Origin of the sequence: Leptolyngbya sp. FACHB-60, from assembly GCF_014695775.1 — a bacterium.
Taxonomy (GTDB): domain Bacteria; phylum Cyanobacteriota; class Cyanobacteriia; order Phormidesmidales; family Phormidesmidaceae; genus Nodosilinea.
The window spans coordinates 145364-166957 of sequence record NZ_JACJOX010000058.1 but is presented as its reverse complement, the minus strand read 5'-3'; the positions used below and the strand labels follow the sequence as shown (position 1 = coordinate 166957).

Genomic DNA, 21594 nt, shown 5'->3' with positions numbered 1-21594 from the left:
TAATCAAATAGCCAATAAAAAAGTGAATAAATTGGCAGAATTAGCTACTCTTAGGGGTCAACAGCCCCCTTAGTGGTTGAGTGTTGAATGTGAGACGACGCGACCAGGATCAGGCAACCTTATGACTGACACTACGGCTTCAAGCGCTTCCCCAGAGCCCCAGGGTTATCCTCTGCTCTACAACGCCGAGGAGGCTCTAGACCAGCCCTTCCCCCCGGCTGGCAATGAGTGGGAAGCGGTCACCTTTCCTGGTCAACAGCCCTTAGACCATGCCGTTGAGCTGGCTGAGGTCTATGGTTTGTCTTCGCCAACCGCAGCCGATGGCTCGGCGGAGGCCGCTCCACCCGCCGAACCCGCCCCAGAAGATCTGGTTCAGCTGATTCAAGATCTCAACCAGTGCAACGATGCTCTCCTGCTGCGCGTCACTGAACTAGAGGAAGCTCTGGAGCGATCGCAGGTGGCCCTCCAGGCTGAGATCGAGCGTACCCATCTACCGGGCAGTCTGCCGGTAGGGGCCACGCCCGGCCCGGTGCAGCAGCAAATTGCCCAGCTCCTCAGTGAGCTTGACATCGCTAACGATGGCCTGCGCCGCACCACAATTCACAACGAAACCCTTCAGACTGAGCTGGAGTCCAACCAGCAGCGGGTCGCCCAGCTCGAGCGAGAGTGCACCCTTTTGCAACAGCGCTTTGGTGAAAAAAATACCGCCCTGCACCAAGCTGAAGAAACCTGCCGCGATCTCAAGGCACGCCTGCATCGACAGCAGCGCTACACCCTCCAGTTTAAAGCGGCTCTAGAAAAGTGTTTGAATATGGCTCCGGCCGCTGGCTCGGTCACCCCTAACTCGACCGTGATGCAGGGGCAGCTGCTAAGCCCTACCGCCCCTGAAGAAACCAGCCAGCCAGTGGCCATGCCGCGATCGCAGCAGATTCAGCCCTGGTCAGCCAGTCAGGGCAGCGTTACCGATAATCCTAGCCTCACCCACCTGCTGCGGGGGCTGCGCAGCGCTGGACCCAGCTCAGTACCAGCTCCCACCGCAGTCCAACCCGAGCGTTTGCCGTTGCCCGAGCTGCGTGCAGCAATCCCCCCCGAGCCCCTACCGACGGTTTCTGCGGCCCCATCACCTCTAGCTGAGCCTAAACCCGCACCTGTGGCCCTTGACCCCTGGCTGGAGGCGGCTGACCCACCCGCAACAACCTCTGCGCCAGAGGCACCGTCTCTATTTACCGAGCCATCGCCTTGGGGAGAGCCCCTGACCCCGGCACCGCAGCCCACCGTGCCTAGCCCCGCTGCGACCTCTGTATCTACAGAGCCAGTGCGGACGCCGCCGGCCGCACCAGCACCCGCACCAAGTTCTAGCCAGCCAGCCGCTCCCAGCCTGCCTAGCTACAGCTATGCAGTGACCGCCCCCAAGGCCTCACCGTCGCCCTTGGTCTATCCGCTGCGATCGCAGAAAAAGATAACCTCTATTGCCGCCGTCGAGCTACCTAGCTTTGGCCGTGCGGTCCGGCGACGTACGGTATAACCAATGACACCAGCTACAAAGCGACCTAGTTCTAAGGACTAGGTCGCTTTGTGTTTACACCTTGTGTTTAGAGGCCTTGCGATCGCCGAGCAGCCTACTTAATGTGGTGGCCAATTACCATTTGCAAGAGAGTAGGTTCGCCGCCCGGCTGGTGATATTTGTCAGCCCAGGTGCGAATCACTTCGTCTAGTTCTTGGAGCGCGGTATCGCGAGCGGCGGCAGGAATATCTAGCTCTTCTAAAACCCGCATCGTGCCAGGAATGCAGTTGGCCCACTCGCGCATCATGCGAAAATACTGGGCTGTGTCTTCGACCATGGCGTACATGCGCTCTTGGTCATCGACCGGGGCGTAGGAAGAGCGAGCTAGCCCATAGTACGAGGCTCCCCAAGAGGCATCAATGCGCGCCACAGTACCCGAGTAGATCAGCCGCCGCCGAATGTGCTCGGCCAGCGCCTCGCTCAGGGGTACACGATGCTCTACGGGCAGGTCATCCTGCGACTTTTCGTGGAGAATTTCAATCAGCTCTAAAAACTGAAACGAGTTGATAATCCGGGCCTCGGGGCAGGGATTGGGCAGTCGGCTCTCCAACAGCGCTTTTTCGTCGCTGGTTAGAGAGGTGCCCGCAACCCGCGACTGCCCTGGCTGCCAGGGATAGCGCCGCAGCCACATGTAGGGAAACTGAATTAGATACCGGGGTTCTTGGGAACCCAGCATTTTAAGCAGCTTGCCCTCAGTGAGGGCCTGGCGCATTTCTTCGACAATGGCCTTGACTCGTTTAGGCTCAATGTGGTGCAGGTGGCCTGTCATGCGCAGGTTTTCGCCCTGCTCTAGATAGGTCATATAGATAGCGCATTTAGCCGCCGTGGCCGCCGCATCTAAAAAGGCTCCGTGGCGGTGCCCACCGGTGCGCATGGCACTAAAAGCGATGTATAGCAATATCTGATCGATGGCGCTGGGGCTGAGGCGGCGAATCAGGGCTTCGTCTTCTACCGCTAGGGCAGACAGAGACATTGAGACAAGAGGTTCGGCCATCGGACTTGGGGAAACTCAAAACGACAGGCGGTATCACGACCCACGCTGCTAAGGGGGCAAAACCGCTAAAAATTGTCAGAAATAGCAGATACAGCTTAAGTTAAATGCTCTGCAAGACGATGCACCATGGAGAAGGCAATATAAATACGTTTATTTTTTAAATCTTTGACGAGGGTCGACAGCTCAGCCGTCAGCCAGAAAAATTACACCTGATTACGTTTAAGTGTGACTCAAAATCTGCCAAATTGACCCTTATTGCAGGTTAAATTCATTTAGTCAATGGAGCAGGGTCAACAGAAACCCAGCCCATCACCTAGCCGCCCCCAGGCCGGCAAAAGTCGGGGGAAGCTAGGTAGTGCGAGGCGTAGTGCGAGTCTTAGTAATTCGGCCGCTGCCGCGATAGGCAACGGGGCTATCTAAGCCAAAGGAAGGTGGGGGAGGGGTTGGGTCAACCCGACCACTGCCACGAAAGCTGAGCCTGCCTGCGATCGCAGGTACCCGGCTGAGGCGACCGCTGCCGCGATCGTCCTCAGCCCGAGCTGCTGTGCGCAGGGTGGCTCCGGAGCTAGCTTCGAGCACAGTAGATAGGACCAGGGGAGCGGCAGTAGCCATAACCAGGCCCAGGCTAGCGGCGCAGGCCAGACGAGTCATCAGAGAACAGGGGGAGGAAGGGTGCATAGGACGTGGCCTTGTTAGCGCTTCTAGTCCTAGTTACAAACCTGTCCCTCCTCAGTCAGGAAAATCTTTATACGTAAATCTGCGGATTTCGCAAATTTAGTAGTTTCCAGCACGACTTTGTTCTAAAGCAAGCGGCCTGTCGTCCAGCTATAGCCCTTCTAGCGGCGGGTTTGAGGCTCCAGGTGGGCCTGAAAGCCTCTAAAGCAGGTGACAAGAGGTTTACCGAGGCTGATTTTGAGGGAAGGGAGCAGCGGCGATCACCATCTCACCATTTAATAGCGATCGCCCCAGCGGAAAAACCCTGGACGGCAATGGCCAGAACCGACCAAACGATCTACTCTATGGGGAATGTAATCATGTCCCGGTTAGAGGCCCAACGAACCACCGTTCTGGGGAAGCCGATAGCCAACGTTCGTTGAGGTCTGGCCGTGCCCCGATTAGCCCTGGCAAACCGCGTAACTTGCGTCACCCCGTCGATGACTCTGGCCATTTCAGCCCGAGCCAAGGCCATGAAGGCCGAGGGCCTGCCGGTGTGCAGCTTTAGTGCTGGCGAACCTGACTTTGACACCCCTGACCATATCAAGGCGGCCGCCAAAGCCGCCCTCGATGCGGGCAAAACTCGCTACGGCCCGGCGGCGGGCGAACCGGCTTTGCGCCAGGCGATCGCCCACAAACTTCAGCAGGATAACGGCCTCTGCTACGGCCCCGAGAACGTTATCGTTACCAACGGCGGCAAGCATTCGCTCTACGGCCTGATGATGGCCCTGATCGAACCCGGCGACGAGGTGATTATTCCAGCCCCTTACTGGCTAAGCTACCCCGAGATGGTGCAATTAGCCGGGGGCACGCCGGTGATTGTGCCGACTACCGCCGAGCAAAACTACCGCATTACCCCCGAGCAGCTGCGCCAGGCGATTACCCCCCAGACCAAACTGTTTATTCTCAACTCCCCCTCTAACCCCACGGGGATGGTCTACTCCCCCGCCGAAATTGCGGCTTTGGCGGCGGTGGTGGTCGAGGCCGATATCTGGGTGGTGTCAGACGAAATCTACGAAAAAATTCTCTACGACGGGGCGACTCACCTCAGTATTGGCGCCGTGTCGCCCGAGGCCTTTGAGCACACTATTATTAGCAACGGTTTTGCCAAGGCCTACTCTATGACCGGCTGGCGGGTGGGCTACCTGGCTGGGCCAGCGGAGCTGATCAAGGCGGTGGCCACTATACAGAGCCACAGCACGTCGAACGTGTGCACCTTTGCTCAGTACGGCGCGATCGCCGCCCTCGAAGGCCCCCAAGACTGCATTGCCACGATGGGCCGCGCCTTTGCCGAGCGGCGGCAGGCCATCATTGAGCAATGCCGCACCATCAATGGCCTGCGCTGTGGCGAGCCCGAGGGAGCTTTCTACCTCTATATCGACATCAGTGCCCTGGGCATTCCTTCCCTCGATTTTTGCACCGCGCTGCTCGACGAAAAATATGTAGCGGCCATTCCGGGGATCGCCTTTGGAGCGGAGAGCACCATTCGGGTTTCCTATGCTACCGACATGGAGACCATTCTAGAGGGTATGGATCGGCTAGAAGCCTTTGTGGCAGGGCGTTTGGGCTAGGGGCATGGCCCTCAAGCTCGCCAATTCGTAGATTGTGATGTCGATCGCTACTTTTGCCCCCCAACAGGAATACTAATAGGACTGTTGGTAACACATGCTACATGGGGCGTCGTTTTCCCACATTGCCAGATCGAGGCACGTTTAACCGCCTACCGCTACGACTGCTGATTGTTGTCCCCTTTGTGCTGCAAGTTTCTGTGGCGGTGGGGCTGACGGGTTGGTTATCGCTGCGTCACGGGCAGCGGGCAGTAAACGAGGTGGCCAGTCAACTGCGCTCTACGGTTTCCCATCACATTCAGCATGAGATGGAGACGCTGCTGGCCGCCTCCCACTTGGTCAACCAGCTTAACTACGACGCTATTGCCCTCGGCCAGGTTGACCCCACCGACTCAGAGGCACTATTTCGTCACTTTATGGAGCAGGCCAATACCTTTACCCACATCGATTCGATTCTGTTTGGCAACATGGGCCATACCAACCTGGGCCAGCTGGCCCACCAGCATAGGCAGGCAGGCCCTTCCCTCGGCAACCACATCCATTTTGCGGAGGTCGATCCGGCGACCGGGCAGGTTGCCCGCGTCATTTCGTCTACGCCCGATTGGAATACCCAAACCCAGCCCTGGTATCGGGCAGCTATGCAAGCCAAAGGCCCAGTCTGGGGAGAGATTTTTCCTTACCATGCTTACCCGGTGCTGGCCATATCGGCCTCTCGGCCTGTGTACGGCGACGACGGCAAGTTGGTTGGGGTGCTGGGCAACAACTTTTTTCTCACCCAAATCAGCCGCTTTCTACAGGAAATATCGATCAGTGAGCACGGTCAAGCCTTCATTATGGAGCGCTCTGGCCTGCTAATCGCCACTTCTAACGACGCCAAGTCTTACACCGTAGTAGACGGTCGACCCCAGCGAGTCTACTCAGTCACTAGCCCAGACCCACGCATTCGCGCCAGCGCTCAGCTGCTGCTAAACCAATCGGGGGGTGACTGGCAGAGTATTCAACCCCAGCAGACGGAGTTTTGGCTCGATCGCGAGCGGCAGTTTATGCAGGTCGCCACCCTTCGGGACGATTACGGCCTGGACTGGCTGATCGTGGTGGTTATGCCTGAAAGCGACTTTATGGGGGAAATCGAGACCAGCCGCCGCAACACCACTGCTCTTTGCGCACTGGCGCTGGCTGGGGCGATCGCCTCTGGCCTCTACACCAGTCGCTGGATCACTCGCCCCCTAGCGGCTTTTAGCTCGGCCTCCCAAGCCATTGCCGACGGCAACATGAACCAGACTATTAGCCATACCGGGCTGCAAGAGCTAGAGGGGTTGGCCCTGTCATTTAACCGCATGGCAGTAAGGCTGGAGTCATCCTTTGGTGATTTACAGCGATCTAAGACCGAGGTCGAGCGCACTAACGCTGAAATTCAGCAGCAGGCAGCACTATTTCGCCTGATTGCTGAGAATATGAGCGATTTAGTCTGTTTACATGCGGTCGATGGCACCTACCGCTACATTAGTCCGTCGGTAGAGGGGCTGCTGGGCTACACCCCTGAGGATCTAATTGGGTTCCAGCCCTGTAGCCTGGTACACGCCGACGATCTAAATCAGTGCCAGATGCACCTGCAAGCATCCATTACGGGTCAGACTCAAGGGCGGGGGCCGATGGTTTACCGCATGCGCCATCGTCGGGGCCACTACATCTGGCTAGAGACCTTTATACGCCCGATCGTCGGTGATGCCGGTGCGGTGGTGCAGTTGCAGACTGCCTCCCGCGATGTCACCGACCAAGTGAGACTACGCCGCCAGCTTGAGCACGACGCCTGTCACGACAGCCTCACCGGCTTGCCCAACCGCAAGCAGCTGCAAGAGCGTTTAGAGATGGCTCTGAAGCGGGCACACCAGCAGAGTCAGTACCGCTTCGCTCTACTGTTTTTAGATATCGACCACTTCAAGGTGGTCAACGATAGCCTGGGCCACCTGATTGGGGACGAGCTGCTGATGGAGGTGGCCAGCCGCCTCAAGGCGGTGCTGCGCCTCAGCGATCTGGCGGTACGTTTGGGGGGCGATGAGTTTGTTGTGCTGTTGGAAGATATTAGCCATGTTGAGATGGCCCAGGCCATAGCCAATCAGCTGTTAGAAACGCTGCGCCAGCCTTTTCAGCTCAGCAGCCACCAGATGTTTCCCACCGTTAGCCTGGGGCTGGTCATGGGCGATGCCCGCTATCAGACCGCCTTAGAGCTGCTTCGCGATGCCGACACGGCCATGTATCGGGCCAAGGCCGGGGGGCGCGACTGCTGCCAAACCTTTGACAGCGGCATGCACGATCGCGCGATCGCCCGCCTCACCCTCGAAAGTGAGCTGCGCCGGGCTCTGAGCAGCCACCCCGAAGAATTTGTGCTCTACTACCAGCCCATTGTCGATCTGCAAACCGCAGCCGTAACCGGGTTTGAGGCTCTGGTGCGGTGGCAACACCCTCAGCGGGGTCTGATCATGCCGGGAGAATTCATTTCAGTCGCCGAAGAGACCGGCTTAATTGCGCCCCTGAGTTACTGGCTGCTAGAGCTAGCCTGCCGACAGATGGCCACCTGGCAGAGCACCCACTACCAGGCCAAGGCCCTGACGGTCAGCGTCAATCTATCGGCGCTGCAGCTGCACAACACCGGCCTGCTCAATCGAGTCGATGAGATCTTAAATAGAACGGGGCTTTTGGCGCACAGCCTGGTGCTAGAGATTACCGAAAGCATGCTGATCGACAATATCGACGACACCATTCGCGTGCTCAACGGCCTGCGGCAGCGGGGCATTGCCCTCAGCATTGACGACTTTGGTACCGGTTATTCTTCCTTGAGCTACCTGTATCGCTTTCCCATCAGTAGCCTGAAGATCGATCGCTCCTTCGTCGGCCAGATGAACAGCAGCCCGAGCCACGAAACCATCGTGCACACCATCATTAATCTGGGGCGACAGCTGGGCTTTCGGGCGATCGCCGAAGGTATCGAAACCCCCGAGCAGGTTAACACCCTCAAGCGTCTGGGCTGTGACTACGGTCAGGGTTACTGGTTTGGCAAACCCCAGACTGCCACTGACTTGGAGGCTTGGCTAACCCAGTCTACCGCCCACTACCGCCCTTACCCGGTGAGCTAAGCCGCCGATCGACCCACTGTCTCGCCTTATAGATGGCCTCAGAGCGGCTGACTACCCCTGGCACTGCCACCGCACAGCCTGTGTCGTAGGTGGCCCATACCGCGTAGAGTGGCACGCCATCCTCGGTGCTTTGGTCAAGCTCAAGGCGAAAGCCCCGATAGTCAAAGGCCAGCACCACGTGGGGATAGTCTGGATCGGCGAACAGCATAGGGGAGCGGGTGTAGGGTTCATGGGGCAAGGTTCAAGGGGCCGACCTTAGACCTTCGGCCTTGTACCTTAAACAAAAGAGGCGGGCCGTAACCCGCCTCCCACAAGTCGCGGAGCGCGACTGTGGTGTTGCCTCCCGCCTAGGCAGCGGTTAAGTTGCTGGTGGCAAAATCCCAGTTGACTACGTTCTTTAAGAAGCTATCGATATAGTCAGGGCGCTTGTTTTGGTAGTCGAGGTAGTAGGCATGTTCCCACACATCCATGGTGAGCAGGGGCACCTGCCCAGCGGTGAGGGGGTTGTCGGCATTGAGGGTTTTGGTCACCTTGAGGGTGCCGTTGTCGAGTACCAGCCAGGCCCAGCCACTGCCAAACTGGGTGGCCCCAGCATTCTTAAATTCTTCGACAAACTTATCGAAGCTGCCGAAGTCAGCGTCAATTTTGCTGGCCAGCTCCCCAGCGGGGGTGCCGCCGCCACCGGGCTTCATAGAGTTCCAGTAAAAAGTATGGTTCCAGGCCTGAGCACCGTTGTTAAACAACCCCTGCTGAGAACTGTCGCCTGCGATCGCCTTAATCACATCCTCAATCGGCTTGCTGTCATGGTCGGTGCCTTTGACCGCGTCGTTGTACTTGCTGACGTAGGCCGCGTGGTGCTTATCGTGGTGAAATTCGAGGGTGCTCTTAGAGACGTAGGGCTCTAGGGCATCGTAGGCATAGGGGAGAGGAGGCAATTCGTAGGCCATGGGGGATCCTGGGTTAAAGGCCAGTGGCATGATAAATCAGCCCTTCGATAAAAACTATCCCCCTAGGGTGGAGGGGGATAGCTACAGTAAAGCCCTTGGTCTCAGCCTCAGGGTAGAAATTTGTCCCTAATTCAGCTTTGAATCGCCACCAGCTCGATGTCAAAAATTAGGGTTTCTCCGGCTAAGGGATGATTGGCGTCGAGGGTGACATCGGCCTCAGACAGGTCAGTCACAATGACCGGCACCATCTGACCCTCAGGCCCTTGCAGCTGAAGCTGCTGACCCACATCCAAAGGAATCTCGGCAGGAATGTGGTGGCGCTCGACCACCATCACCATCTCGGGCTGGTGGGGGCCATACGCACTGTCAGCCGGAATCACTTCAGTTTTGGCATCGCCAGGGGCCATGCCCACCACCGCCGCCTCAAAACCAGGAATCACCTCGCCGTTGCCAATGGAAAACTCTAGGGGGTCGCGATCGCGCGATGAATCAAACACAGTGCCGTCTTCGAGCCTGCCGGTATAGTGAATCGAGACGCTGTCGCCGGGTTTAGCCTGGGTCATAAAACCATCCTTGCATGAGAGCTTTGTCTGTGGACTGTTCTCCTCACGCTAGCGGGCATTTTGTAGAACCCCAGCAATACTAGAGATTTTCCTAAGGTTTCGAGTAGAAACCTGGGGAAACAGCCCTGATCTCAGCCCTTTTGAATCGCCAAACTCTTACTATGCAGTGAATGGGTCTGATCCACCTAGTTTGTATTAGAGACAATCCGCGATGGTCGAGTCTGTAGACGACGCTATAGATCACACAACGCCTCTGCCCTCTGCCAACATCTGGCTCATAGAATTGCAGGCCATTCTCCAGGGGGCAGTGGGGGGCTTTTTGTTCGGCATTCCGCTGCTGTACACAGTGGAGGTATGGGTGATCGGGGCCGCCACCGACCCCCGCTGGCTGCTGACGGTGCTCGCCACTACCTTAGTTGGCGTCGGGCTGCTCACCCAGGTCGAAGGGTTTCGCCAGACCCTCCACCTGCACCCCCTAGAAGCCTTGCTAGAAAGCATTGAGGCCGTCGCCATCGGGGTTGTCTGTGCTGCCCTGGCCCTGGTGCTGCTGCGCCGCATTACCCTCGATATTCCCCTGTCGGAAGTGTTGGGCAAGGTGGTGTTTGAGACGGTGCCGTTTGCGCTGGGAGTGGCCTTAGCGCGCTCAACCTTGCAGGGCAAGCAAAGGCGCGATTCAGGTGTGGATCGCGTGCGCCGCACAACTGCCCCCCTATCTCGCCGGCTGACCTCGCCTACCCTAGCTAACTTACGCGATGCCCTAGTCGATTTTGACGCCGCCCTGATTGGCGCTGTGCTCATTGCCTTTAGCATTGCCCCCACCGAAGAAGTGCCGCTGCTGGCCGCATCTCTGCCCCCTCTGTGGCTGTTGCTGATCATGGGTGCGTCGCTGGGCCTTTCCTACGCCATTGTGTTTGCCTCGGGCTTTACCGATCGCGCCGAGCGGCGGCAGCGGGGCTTGCTGTTTAGCCCCGTTACCGAAACCCTGGTAGCCTATCTTGTCGCCCTACTGGCATCGGTGGTGATGCTAGTGCTGTTTCAGCAACTCAACCCCAGTGACCCCTGGTCAGAATGGTTGAGCAATACTCTGGTTTTGGGCCTGCCGGCCTCCATTGGCGGAGCCGCAGGGCGTATCCTTATCTAATGGATTTGCCCAACTTCCCCGACGACTCACCGCATCCAGATGCGCCAAGGCGCTTTACCCAACGGTCTGCGGCCGAGTGGGTGACGTTTATCGCGGCTTCCCTCATTTTGCTGGGGCTGGTAGGGCTAATTTTCTTTGACTGGCAGACCAACCAAAATCGCCCGCCCGCCTTTTCGGTAGCAGTGTCAGAAGCGGTGCGCGTCACCGATGGCCGTTACTACGTTCCCTTTGCCATTACCAATACCGGCGGCCGCATTGCCCGCATGGTGCAGGTGACCGCCGAGCTACAGATCACCGGTGTTGACGACGAAACCGGTGAGCAGCAGATCGACTTTCTCTCAGGTCACGAGACCAAAGCGGGTAGTTTTGTCTTTACCCACGATCCCCAGGGGGGGGATTTGATGGTGCGGGTGGCCAGCTATCGGCTACCGTAGAATGCGTGGTTAAGGGCGCTGGCATTGGGTCATCCCTCAAGCGTGATCGGGGGGATGCATGCTCGGCTATGTCTTAATTTTGCTGGCGACAATTTGCTTTGGGGCCCAAAACCTGATCACTCGGGTTTTGTTTACTCCGTCTAACCTGTTTGGGGTGCTGGAGACCGGGGGCTTTGTGGAGCCCACTCTGCCCAACTCATTTCTGCTGATGTTTATGCGCATGGTGGTGGGGGTGCCGTTAATGGCCCTGCTACTACCGCCGGTATATCCGCCGATGTGGAGCGATCTGCGGCGCTTGGGGTCTGCAGACTACCGCCGCGAACTCTACCTGGCCCTGGTGGGCGGGGTGCTGATGTTTTCGTACCTGGCGCTGCTCTATGTGTCGGTGGGGCGGATTGCAGCGGGCATTGCGCTAACGCTGTTTTTCACTTTTCCGGTCTATACAGCCGTGCTGGATTGGTACTGGTTTGGCCACCGCCCCAGCATGGGCCGCTGGGCAATTTTGGCGCTGATTTTGCTGGGTAGTGCGCTGACCATTCCCATGACGGGGGCAGCGATCGAGAGCTGGGTAGGCGTCGCTTTTGGCCTGGCCTCGGGCATTGTGTATGCCTTTTACACCGTGGCGGCCCAAAAAGCGTTTGAAACCTTTCACCCGGTGCCGTTTACGGGCATTAGCTTTGCGGTGACGCTGGTGCTGTCGGCGGTTAGCCTGCTGCTGTGGCCGGTGGAGTTGGCGGGTCTGCTGTGGCCCGCGCTGTGGGTAGGGGGATTGCTGTCGGCGATCGCCACCCTCACCGGCCACGTGCTCAACAACCTTGGCATTCGCAGCGTGGGGGCCACCGCTGCCTCTATGCTCGGGGCCGCCAACCCAGCCCTCACCGCCGTGCTGGCTTGGGGCATGCTGCAAGAGCAGCTTTCTCTGGTGCAAGGGCTAGGAGTGCTGCTAGTTACCATCAGCGTGGGCCTACTCAGCTTGACGAAGATGTCCTAGGGCAAACAAAAACTGAGTTTCGATAGTGAGGCTTTGAGTATTAGCTACTTCACAGAAACCCAGCCAGTTTTGATGGCGGTCACCCCTAAGACTGAACGGCTTCGGGTACAAGACTCACCACTGGCAGCACCGCTGCCTCGGACACAGGAACCACTGGCAGCACCTTTGCAGAGGGGCAGAGATCGGCCAGCTCACACAGACCGCATTTAGGGTTACGGGCATTGCAAACGGCCCGCCCGTGGTACACCAGCCGAATTGACCAGTTCTCCCAGTCGGGCTGGGGCAGCAGCTTCATCAGGTCGCGCTCAATCTTGACCGGGTCAGCGTGCTTGGTCAGCCCCAGGAGATTCGTGATGCGCTTCACGTGGGTGTCTACCGTCACCCCGCCATTGATACCAAAACCGTGGGCCAGCACGACATTGGCAGTTTTGCGGGCTACACCCGGCAGGGTAACTAAATCCTCCATGCGGGGAGGGACTTCGCCGTTGTACTCGGTGATGATTCGTTGGCAGGCGGCGCGAATATTTTTGGCTTTGTTGCGGTAAAAGCCGGTAGATTTCACCAGCTGCTCCAAATCGGCGATATCGGCCTCGGCAAAGGCATAGACATCGGGATAAGCGGCAAACAGGGCTGGGGTGACCAGGTTAACCCGCTCGTCAGTGCATTGAGCCGCCAGCATAGTGGCGATCATCAGCTGCAAGGGGTTGGCAAAATCCAGGGAGCAAGGGGCTTCGGGGTACAGCCGTTTAAGGCGGAGAAGAATCTCCAGCGATCGCTGTTTTTTGGAGGCTCGCCGCTGGTTGGGCATGGCGGGGGTAGGGAGTGGATGGGTAGATGGGTGATGAAGTTTTAAGTTTTGGGTGCGGGTTGTAACTCAAAACTCAAAACTTTCTAACGCAGGTTTTGGAAGATTTCGAGCTGGGTGGTGTCGCGGACAATGAGAAATACACCCAAGCCCAGCAGCAGCACTAGGCCGGTTTGCATGACGCTGTCTTGAATGCGATCGGGCAGGGGCTTGCCGCCGCGCAGGGCTTCGATCAGCAAAAACGCCAGCTGACCGCCATCTAACGCAGGCAGGGGCAGAATATTGATAATCGCCAGGTTGATGCTGATGATGGCAGTGAAGGGGAACAGCATGGCGGCGCTGTTCTTGGCCAACCCTGCCCCCTGCTCGACGATTTTAACGGGCCCAGCCACCTGGCTGGCCATTTCGCCAAAGTTAGTTACCAGCTGCACGAAGCCTTTTACAGTGCGCACTAGGGTGTCTTGAAACTGCTGCGCCGCCAGACTAAACACTTCAAGAGGGTTTTTGGGGCGGCGATAGCCAAAGTCACCATTGGGCTGAAGCTGCACGCCGATTACGGCCGTGCCATCGGGACCAATTTCGGGAGTGACCGAGACATCTAGCTCGCGGGCACCGCGCTGCACTGTAAGCTGCACAGGCTGGTTGGGGCTATCTTTGATCAGCTGAATGAAGAAGGGAATGCTTTCTTCGCCAGAGGCTAGAGGTTCACCGTTGGCCGCCACCAAAATATCTCCGGAGCGAATGCCTGCCTGACCGGCAGGAGAGCTTTCGGCAATCACCTGGGGCACCAGAATGCCGGGCTGGGGATTGAAGGTTTCGGGAATGCCCACAGCGCTAAACTGAGCCACAAACACCAGGTAAGCAAATACCAGGTTAGCGATTACCCCGGCGCTGATCACAATGGCGCGATCGAGAATCGGACGATTTTTCAGCAGGTCGGGGTCGTTGGTGGGGATATCACTCTCAGGGTCGTCGTCGGGAAAGCCGACAAAGCCACCCAGGGGAATGGCCCGCAGGGAGTATTCGGTTTCAGCACCCTGGTACTTCCAAAGGATGGGGCCAAAGCCAATGGCAAAGCGGTTGACGTGAATGCCCTGTAGCCGAGCGGCTGAGAAGTGCCCCGCTTCGTGAACGGCTACCAGTAGGGCAATGACCGCGATCGCAGCTAAAACCGACATAGACAAACCCGATAGGTTAAGAACAGTCTCCCTATTCTAGCGTTGCTTCTCCCCGCTCACGGTGGGCACCACCTCCGCAGACCCAGTCTCTGCCTTTTGGCTAGCTAACGAGCTGCACCCCACTGGGCACAAACTGAGCGGTCCAAATGCCTAGATCGGGGTCTGGTAGAGCCGCCCGCAGCTTGGTCGCCAGCTCATCTGCCTGGGCCTCAGACCCAGCCAGGGTAAACACTGAGGGACCAGACCCCGACATCAGGGTGCCGAGCCCCCCGAGGTCGGCCATGGTGGCTTTGAGGGCAGCGCTTTTGGGGTGGGCATCCAGCACTATTTTCTCAAAGTCGTTACAGAGGTGCTGACCTACAGCGATCGCATCTCGACGGGCCACCGCCCTTACCATCTCACCCGATCGCACCTGGGCTTGGCGCTCTTGCCAGCCTTGGGCATTGGTTAGATAAGTGTCACCATACTCGGCCCGGTAGGTTTTGTAGGCCCAGGGGGTCGAGACAAATTCAGACTCGTACTTGGCAATGACCAAGTGCAAATTGTCGATGCCGGGGAGTGCATCGAGCCGTTCGCCCCGGCCCGTGGCGATCGCCGTCCCCCCCGACACGCAAAAGGGAATGTCGGACCCTAGCTCAGCCCCCAGCTCTTGCAGCTCGCTCTGGGTGAGGCCGAGGTTCCACAGCAGATCTAGCCCTACCAGCACAGCCGCCGCGTTGGACGAGCCACCGGCCAGCCCAGCCCCCACCGGGATCTGCTTTTCAATCGTGATTTCGACACCGCCCAGCTTGGCCATCGCGTCGGGGAATTGCGCCATGACCAAGGCCGCGGCCTTGTAGGCCAGGTTAGTTTCATCCGCAGGCACTAGGGGGTGGTCGCAGCGCACGCGAATTTCATCGACACCAATGCTGCGCACGGTGATGCGATCGCACAGACTGACGCTCTGCATTACCATAATCAGCTCGTGGAAGCCGTCGGGACGGCTGCCCACAATTTCGAGATAGAGGTTAATTTTGGCAGCGGCTAGCAGAGTGTAAGAGCGCATATAGAATCAGCGGGGGTGCTTCAGGATTGTATTACTCAGCGCCACCCACTGCTCAACGCTGAGGTCTTCGGCGCGGGCGGTGGGCTCAATGCCCAAGGTCGTCATCATTGCTTCCAGGTCATCCCGCTCGACCACACCCTTGAGGTTGTTGCGCAACATTTTACGCTTGCTGCCAAACCCCAGCTTTACCAGCCGGTCAAACCCCGCTAGATCATCCGACGGGCATACGGGCGGGCGAGGGGTGAGCTTAACCACCGCCGAATCGACCTGGGGCGGCGGCTGAAAGGCGCGGGCGGGCACCGGGCAGACCAGTTCACAATCCGCCAAGTACTGCACCCGCACCGACAGCGCCCCAAAGGCTTTGCGGCCTGGGCGAGCGTAGAGGCGCTCGGCCACTTCCTTCTGCACCAGCAGCACGATCGCGTCGTAGGGTGCCGGGTTCGGCGCAGCCAGGGTGCCCAGCAGCTTTTCTAAAATTGGCCCGGTGATGTAGTAAGGGATGTTGGCGACAACTTTGTTGGGCAAACCAAAGTCAAAGTTTTTGTCCCGCGAGACAGCAGCGATGTCGAGTTCGAGAATATCGCTCGGCACCAGGCGAAAGTTATCGTGCTTGGCGAACTGATTGTTGAGCTTGCGGACAAGGTCGCGATCGATTTCCACCGCCACCACGGCGTTGGCCAAAGGCAACAGCCAACGGGTCAGCACTCCGGTGCCGGGGCCAATTTCGAGTACGGTGTCTTGGCGGGTAACGGCGGCGGCCTCCAGCATGCGGTGGAGCACCTTCTCGTCGGTGAGCCAGTGCTGGCCAAAGCGCTTGCGAGTCGGTTGAGAAAACATTATCTGATTAGCAACCCGTGGTAGGCTCTCGCCCAAGATGTCATACCCAGAGTGTCATACAAGGAGAGAGAATGGCGTTCTTTTCAGCTTGGTTAACGGTGTTTGCTGTCAGTTTAGTAGCAGTTGTCACCCCTGGTCCTGATTTTGCCCTGACCTTGCGAAATAGCTTGGCTTACTCTCGGCGAGCAGGAATATTTACCGCGATCGGCGTTGGAGCTGGCAACTTGGTGCATGCCACCTATTCCCTGATTGGCGTTGGCGCTGTGATTTCGCAATCCATCCTGTTGTTCAATGTTTTGAAGTGGATTGGTGCTGCCTACTTGATCTACATCGGTATTAAATCTTTGAACGCTAAGAAAATAGCGATCGCATCAGACTTTGTTGAGCAGCAGCGAGATATCGGGCGTTGGACAGCGTTTCACATCGGCTTTCTAGGAAATTTGCTAAATCCTAAAGCAACGCTCTTTTTCCTGGCGCTATTTACCCAAATTGTGCAGCCTACAACGCCACTGGTAGCGCAAGCGGTTTATGGGGCAACCGTCGCAGCTGTCGCACTGGTTTGGTTTGCAGTAGTAGCCATAGTGATTTCCCAACAGATTTTCAAGCGACATATTCTAGCCATTGCCCATTGGCTGGAACGTTTAACTGGGGTAGCGCTCATAGCATTGGGGGTGCGTTTAGCTGTGGCAGAGGCCAACGAGTAGTCCGCCTAAGGGCAACAAAGCACCGAAGTCAGACGAGAGTCGTGATCTGCGGTTGAGCATCAACCCAGATTTTCATGCGATCAGTCTAGGGAAGTCGGTGCGCCGAGCAGCAAAGAGTAGGCAAGCTTGAATATCCGCTGGTTCTAAATCAGGAAAGCCTTCCAGGATCTCACTGGCACTAACATTCTCAGCGAGCATTTCTAGGATGTCGGCTACTCGAATGCGCATTCCTCGAATACAGGGACGACCACCGCATTGGCTAGGCGTTTGGGTTATGCGAGTTAGCAAGTTGGCCGTAGAGTTCATAGCGGTGCCTTTGAGTTAGCTTGCTCGCTCCTACTGGATTTTAGTCAGGCTACCGACCTACTACCGACCCAGGTAGTTCAAAATGCCTCGGGCGATGCCATCGGCAATCCGATTCACCGCAGCGGGGTCACGGAATCGGGCGGCGTCGGTGGCCCCGGTGACAAATCCGGTTTCGACTAGCACTGAGGGCATGGTGGTATAGCGCAGCACGTAGAAGCGGGCCTGGCGCACGCCGCGATCGCGCATATCCGTATTCCCTAAAACGCTGGCGTGAATGCTGCGGGCCAGCCGTTCACCGCTGGAAAAGTAGTAGGTCTCTAGACCATTGACCTCAGGGCGGCTCATGCTGATGGCGTTGGCGTGGATGCTGACGAAGACGTTGGCCCCAGCCCGGTTGGCATACTGAGCGCGGGCGTCGAGATCGACAAAGACATCGCTGCTGCGGGTCATCAGCACCGTAAGGCCCGCCGCCTGGAGTTGCTGCTGCACCCGGTTGGAAATAGCAGTGTTGATCTGCTTTTCTTGCAGGCCGCCGATGCCCACAGCACCGGGGTCGCGCCCACCGTGACCGGGGTCAATGACGACCACCACCGACCCCTGGGGAATCGGTGGCAGGGTGGGTGTGGAGGCTACTGCTGGGGCTGAGGCCCCCAAAATTTTGGCGGGCAGGCTGGCGGCGACTAGGGTGTTATAGACTTCGTCAGCCCGCTGGCGATCGCGAAACACCCCCACCTGCACCACCTCTTGGCCCTCAGCGGTAGTGCGAAAGGCTTCGGGTTCAACAGCCCGCACCTGTTGTAGAGTATTGGGTCCAGTAATCGGCACCACCACGCGAAAATAGTTGCCGGTAGCCACGGTGCTGCTGGGCGGCGGCGGTGGCGATGTCATTGGCGGCGTAGTGGGACGGCCGGCTGGGGGCGTATTGGGGGTTTGGCTCAGGGGTGGGGCGGCCCCGGCAGCCAGGCGCACATCTAGCGGTGCGTCGTGGGTGAGGTAGATGTGGCCGACGGGCTGACCGTTGTAGGTGCGGCGGGTCATCTGCCAGCCGGGGTTGAGCTGAATTTTGAGAAAGCCGTTGGTGCGGCCGTTGGTGCGGCCAATTTCGATGGGCGGGGCCGCGCGATCGCGCGTGGGTCGAGCAAACAGCACCAGGTCATTTTGCCGGGCCGAAACCTCTAGGCGGTAGTGCACCCCTAGGTCTTGGCCGTTGATGCGCACTGAGTATCCATTGCCGTCGGTGCTGCGATCGCAAGCCCCGGTAAAGTCAAAGTTCAGCAGCAGCGGGTCAACGGTGACGGGTCCGCCCGCCTGCCCCTGCTCTTGCCAGCACTGCCGCTGGTTGGGCACCTGGGTCAAAATCATCAGGCTATAGAAGGCCCCGTTGCGCACCGGGCTGGCGATCGCAACCGCCAGGTTGGGGTCGATGGGCTGCTGGTCAAACTGCTGCGCTCGTGCCATCGGGGCCGCAGCCAGCCCTGTGAGCACCACAGCGGCAGTGGTCAAAAACGTTTTCAGCGGTCGAGACAGCAGGGCCATAGCAGTTGGTGCAGCGGTGTGGGGAGTAGAGTTGGAGTCAAGCGTTGACAAGACTCCTAATGCTACCCACGATTGTCGCGATCGCAAGCACCTCCTGCGCGTTTAAGGTGTCGCAGTTTACCAATTGGCCCTGCCCAAAATAAAACCGGCCCAGGAATGCTGAGCCGGTGAGGTAGGGCTAAATCGCCCCCATAGACCTGAGTTTTACCAATTCTCTAGTGCTCCAGCTCCCGAAAGGTTTCGTAGGCCCGCTCGGGGTGATAGATATGACAGCGGCTAATGATCGTCCGCATCAATTCCCAGGAAAACTTGGTTTCCTTCATGATAGGTGCCCAGTTTTCCTTCAGCGCCGCGTAGGCAGGCCGCAGGTTGTAGGACGGAATCCCTACTGAAACATGGTGGGGAACATGAACGTTGATGTCGTGGCACAGCACTTCAATCCACTTGGGATAGTCGCAGTGCAGCGTTCCCGAGAGCTGCGACTCCACCTCATTCCAGGTGTCGCCGTAGTGAAACTGAATCTCAGGAATAGTGTGGTGCACCAGCGTAAAGGTGCTCATCCAGAAGTGGTAGCCCAGCCAGGGCATGAGCCAAAATTTCACGACGCCCCAAGGGCCGGTGAAGTAAAACAGCGTGGGAAAAAACACCAGCGCAAAGACCATCACCGCTGCGATCGAGCGCTTGACCTTGCCATGGTCGCGGGGTTCAAAATTGCGCAAGTCAAAGTGCAGCGCCCCCCAGTGGGCCACCGACGCCAGCCACCACACCCAGGTCCGCATGGTCTGATACACCACCTGCAAAAAGCCACCCGCACCAGAGTATTCTTCCTTGCTCCACGGTGCCCAGGCGTTATCGATCTCCATGTTGTTGGTGTGGCGGTGGTGAATGTCGTGCAGCAACCGCCAGCTGTGGAAGGGGTAAATGAGCGGCAGAAACATGATGTGCCCCAGCCAATTGTTGACCCAGCGCCGGTTTGCGAAAGAGCGGTGGCCGCAGTCGTGGCCGATCACAAAAAAGCCGGTCAGGGCGGTGCCTGTCAAAAACCAGGCGAACGGCAGCAAAAACCAGGGGGAAAAGGCGATCGCCACATAACTTAGGGTTACGGCCCCCACGCTGAGCGCTACGGCAGCCCAGGCTTTGCGCGGGTCTTTTTGAAAATAAACTTTAGGAATAGTTTGAATGACCTGCTTTAGGGTCAGGTCACTGTAGGGGTTCACATCCGCAGCTCTGGCGGAAGTCTCAAAAATTGCAGTCAAGGAATAGTCTCCACAGAAGTTAAGGTGCGCACATCAGAGCTGGACTTTACTTGCCCAAAAAAAATCTGTTCACCCCGTAGGGAACTGAACAGAGCCTAAGCTTGATTGCAAACTCGAGATATTAACAAGCCGGAACTGCAATAGCTCTGATAACCGCCGCAAACAGCTTAATGGGGGCAAAGATTGGCCCTTGAGAATGCTTATAATTCCTTAACATTTATAACACACCTCGCTTCGCTTACTGATCCCGGCTTGCTTACCGATTGAACCTAGGGTGCGTTGGCGAGACTTCTAGCCAAGGGCGTTGCATTCTATGAACCAACCCGTTGAAGGCATGGGCCTTAAGCGACAATAAAACTAACCTTAACGACAAGCGGCATCTGAGCTGGCGGCATCTTTAGTGGTGTGAGATTGCAGAGCGCGATCGCCGTTGGTCGATTCCGAGACTTGCCCAAGCTTGCCCCATAGGAGTGCCCTAGGATGAGCGGGGATACCGAACCCATCCTGAGACCGACAATGGTAGCAAGCTGCTCCACGCATCACCCCAACAACGTAGGCCGTTAAGGCTGCTGTAGCCCTTTGTGGAGGCTGTGTTCTATGGATATTCAACAGTTTTTGCACGAATACAACCGAGGCGATCGCAACTTTTCAGGTGTTCGTCTCCATGAAGTTGACCTGCGCGGTGCCACCCTTAGCGGCATCGACCTCAGCGGGGCCGACTTATCCCAGGCTGACCTCAGTGGGGCCGACCTCTCGCGGGCCAACCTGGAGCGGGCCAACTTGACCGATGCCGACCTAGTCGGGGTCGACCTCAGCGGGGCCAATCTCAAGCACATCAATTTAATCGGTGCTGACCTCTCGCGGGCCAGCCTAGTTGGGGCCGACCTCAGCTACGGCGACCTGCGCACCGCTGACCTAGAACAAGCCGATCTACAGGGGGCAGTTTTGTGTGAGGTAGCCCTCAGCGGTGCCAACCTCACCTACGCCAACCTAGCCAATGCCTGGGTTGAAAACACCGATCTCACCCCAGCCGAATTGGATGATACCAATAGCAATTGGGTTAGATCATACGATGCTGGCGATGCCTCTGCTACCGGCTCTCGATGGATCTCTTGGGGCCTCCACTAGCGCCTGCTTCAACCCAGTTGCCGCTTGCTGAACGGGGATAGTTGAAAAAGAAACCGGGTTTCTGCGGAGGGGATCGGCCCTGGCACAGAAACCCGGTTTTTTGCCGATCGCCATTTAGCCAGCAGCGATTCTCAGCAGTCTACCAAGGTAGTTATGACAGGCTGGGTGCGGGGTGTGCATTAGCCGAAAAGACCCACACCAAAAACCCCGGCATCCCTAACGTTGAGGGATACCGAAGGTCGATTGTCTCTGCGTGTTTAAGGAAATTGTCTAGCGACGGCGGCGAGTAAACCCCAGCCAAGCCAGCGCTCCACCAATCGAAATCACCAGCGGCATAAACGCAGCGGCGGCACGGTAGTGCACATCTTCGGTCGAGTCGAGGCTGATGCCGTCGTAGACGATGCCCTTGTCGCCTACGGGCACGGTCCAATAGTCAGCGTGGCTTTGGGTGTCGTCTTCAATCGAGACTTCCCAATCGCCCGCAATTGACTCATCGGGCAAAAAGGAGAATCGGCCCTCGCGATCGGTGGTGGTCGTCATCCACGGCTCGTCGGGGTTGTTGGGGGCATAGATGTTGACCATTGCGCCCACAAAGGGTTCGCCCGAGCTGAACTTCGACTGAAACTCTAGCTGATTGTCTAGGGTATAAAAGGTTTCAACCTGGTGTGCACTTGCTTGGGCCGGAAACCCCACCAGAGCCAAACACATGACCAAAGCAACAAGCAACCGTTTCATAGAGCAAGCGATCC

Annotated in this window: 21 protein-coding genes; 8 read left to right on the top strand and 13 right to left on the bottom strand. The window is 57.7% G+C overall.

Annotation, left to right across the window (positions count from 1 at the left end):
- Positions 1-121 precede the first annotated feature (121 nt).
- Positions 122-1525, top strand: a complete 1404-nt coding sequence (locus tag H6F57_RS22085) for a hypothetical protein (RefSeq protein ID WP_190625915.1) — start codon at positions 122-124, stop codon at positions 1523-1525.
- Between the two features lie 94 nt (positions 1526-1619).
- Here the strand turns inward: H6F57_RS22085 and hetR are convergent, their stop codons facing one another.
- Positions 1620-2537: a heterocyst differentiation master regulator HetR gene (gene hetR / locus H6F57_RS22080; RefSeq protein ID WP_190626052.1), complete on the bottom strand. Its 918-nt coding sequence runs from the start codon at positions 2535-2537 to the stop codon at positions 1620-1622.
- Positions 2538-2906: 369 nt separating this feature from the next.
- Positions 2907-3236, bottom strand: coding sequence for a hypothetical protein (locus tag H6F57_RS22075; RefSeq protein WP_190625916.1), 330 nt, complete (start codon positions 3234-3236; stop codon positions 2907-2909).
- A 476-nt stretch (positions 3237-3712) separates the two neighbouring features.
- On the opposite strand from H6F57_RS22075, the gene H6F57_RS22070 reads away from it, so the two are divergent.
- Both H6F57_RS22070 and H6F57_RS22065 read left to right on the top strand, forming a co-directional pair.
- On the top strand, positions 3713-4843 hold the full coding sequence (locus H6F57_RS22070; RefSeq protein ID WP_190626053.1) for a pyridoxal phosphate-dependent aminotransferase: 1131 nt from the start codon (positions 3713-3715) through the stop codon (positions 4841-4843).
- A 101-nt stretch (positions 4844-4944) separates the two neighbouring features.
- Complete coding sequence (locus H6F57_RS22065) at positions 4945-7974, top strand: EAL domain-containing protein (protein WP_190625917.1); 3030 nt, start codon at positions 4945-4947, stop codon at positions 7972-7974.
- On the opposite strand, the gene H6F57_RS22060 is transcribed toward H6F57_RS22065, so the two are convergent.
- From H6F57_RS22060 to H6F57_RS22050, 3 genes are all read right to left on the bottom strand, one after another.
- Complete coding sequence (locus H6F57_RS22060) at positions 7940-8182, bottom strand: hypothetical protein (protein ID WP_190625918.1); 243 nt, start codon at positions 8180-8182, stop codon at positions 7940-7942. The genes H6F57_RS22065 and H6F57_RS22060 overlap by 35 nt on opposite strands.
- A 139-nt stretch (positions 8183-8321) precedes the next feature.
- Positions 8322-8921 (bottom strand): superoxide dismutase, encoded by a 600-nt coding sequence (locus H6F57_RS22055; protein WP_190625919.1) that lies wholly within the window; start codon positions 8919-8921, stop codon positions 8322-8324.
- Positions 8922-9052: 131 nt separating this feature from the next.
- A complete protein-coding gene (locus H6F57_RS22050) occupies positions 9053-9484 on the bottom strand; it encodes a peptidylprolyl isomerase (protein ID WP_190625920.1) in 432 nt (143 codons plus the stop codon).
- A 211-nt stretch (positions 9485-9695) separates the two neighbouring features.
- Here H6F57_RS22050 and H6F57_RS22045 point away from each other — a divergent pair, with 211 nt between their 5' ends.
- From H6F57_RS22045 to H6F57_RS22035, 3 genes are read left to right on the top strand one after another with little or no spacing between them, the layout of a single operon-like run.
- Positions 9696-10625 (top strand): TIGR02587 family membrane protein, encoded by a 930-nt coding sequence (locus tag H6F57_RS22045; protein WP_190625921.1) that lies wholly within the window; start codon positions 9696-9698, stop codon positions 10623-10625.
- Positions 10625-11059: a TIGR02588 family protein gene (locus H6F57_RS22040; RefSeq protein ID WP_190625922.1), complete on the top strand. Its 435-nt coding sequence runs from the start codon at positions 10625-10627 to the stop codon at positions 11057-11059. The genes H6F57_RS22045 and H6F57_RS22040 overlap by 1 nt, the downstream gene beginning before the upstream one ends.
- A gap of 58 nt (positions 11060-11117) precedes the next feature.
- Positions 11118-12050 (top strand): DMT family transporter, encoded by a 933-nt coding sequence (locus H6F57_RS22035; RefSeq protein WP_190625923.1) that lies wholly within the window; start codon positions 11118-11120, stop codon positions 12048-12050.
- 85 nt (positions 12051-12135) lie between these two features.
- On the opposite strand, the gene nth is transcribed toward H6F57_RS22035, so the two are convergent.
- From nth to rsmA, 4 genes are all read right to left on the bottom strand, one after another.
- On the bottom strand, positions 12136-12858 hold the full coding sequence (nth, locus tag H6F57_RS22030) for an endonuclease III (RefSeq protein WP_190625924.1): 723 nt from the start codon (positions 12856-12858) through the stop codon (positions 12136-12138).
- A gap of 83 nt (positions 12859-12941) precedes the next feature.
- Entirely contained in the window at positions 12942-14033 is a 1092-nt protein-coding gene (gene rseP, locus H6F57_RS22025; protein ID WP_190625925.1) for an RIP metalloprotease RseP, read from the bottom strand.
- A 100-nt stretch (positions 14034-14133) separates the two neighbouring features.
- Positions 14134-15078, bottom strand: coding sequence for a 4-(cytidine 5'-diphospho)-2-C-methyl-D-erythritol kinase (gene ispE, locus H6F57_RS22020; RefSeq protein ID WP_190625926.1), 945 nt, complete (start codon positions 15076-15078; stop codon positions 14134-14136).
- Between the two features lie 6 nt (positions 15079-15084).
- Complete coding sequence (gene rsmA / locus H6F57_RS22015; protein WP_190625927.1) at positions 15085-15915, bottom strand: 16S rRNA (adenine(1518)-N(6)/adenine(1519)-N(6))-dimethyltransferase RsmA; 831 nt, start codon at positions 15913-15915, stop codon at positions 15085-15087.
- Between the two features lie 71 nt (positions 15916-15986).
- On the opposite strand from rsmA, the gene H6F57_RS22010 reads away from it, so the two are divergent.
- Positions 15987-16619 carry a LysE family transporter gene (locus H6F57_RS22010; protein ID WP_190625928.1) on the top strand — a complete coding sequence of 211 codons (633 nt, stop codon included), beginning with the start codon at positions 15987-15989 and terminating at the stop codon, positions 16617-16619.
- Between the two features lie 72 nt (positions 16620-16691).
- Here H6F57_RS22010 and H6F57_RS22005 read toward each other — a convergent pair whose 3' ends face one another.
- From H6F57_RS22005 to H6F57_RS21995, 3 genes are all read right to left on the bottom strand, one after another.
- Positions 16692-16925: a DUF433 domain-containing protein gene (locus tag H6F57_RS22005; protein ID WP_190625929.1), complete on the bottom strand. Its 234-nt coding sequence runs from the start codon at positions 16923-16925 to the stop codon at positions 16692-16694.
- A gap of 60 nt (positions 16926-16985) precedes the next feature.
- Entirely contained in the window at positions 16986-18512 is a 1527-nt protein-coding gene (locus H6F57_RS22000; RefSeq protein ID WP_242024817.1) for a DUF3747 domain-containing protein, read from the bottom strand.
- A gap of 164 nt (positions 18513-18676) precedes the next feature.
- Positions 18677-19717 carry a fatty acid desaturase gene (locus H6F57_RS21995; protein WP_190625930.1) on the bottom strand — a complete coding sequence of 347 codons (1041 nt, stop codon included), beginning with the start codon at positions 19715-19717 and terminating at the stop codon, positions 18677-18679.
- Positions 19718-20314: 597 nt separating this feature from the next.
- Between H6F57_RS21995 and H6F57_RS21990 the strand changes: the two genes are divergently transcribed.
- Complete coding sequence (locus H6F57_RS21990) at positions 20315-20845, top strand: pentapeptide repeat-containing protein (protein WP_190625931.1); 531 nt, start codon at positions 20315-20317, stop codon at positions 20843-20845.
- 270 nt (positions 20846-21115) lie between these two features.
- On the opposite strand, the gene H6F57_RS21985 is transcribed toward H6F57_RS21990, so the two are convergent.
- The gene (locus H6F57_RS21985) at positions 21116-21580 is read right to left on the bottom strand and encodes a carboxypeptidase-like regulatory domain-containing protein (protein WP_190625932.1); all 465 of its coding nucleotides are present in this window, start codon (positions 21578-21580) and stop codon (positions 21116-21118) included.
- Between the last annotated feature and the right edge of the window lie 14 nt (positions 21581-21594).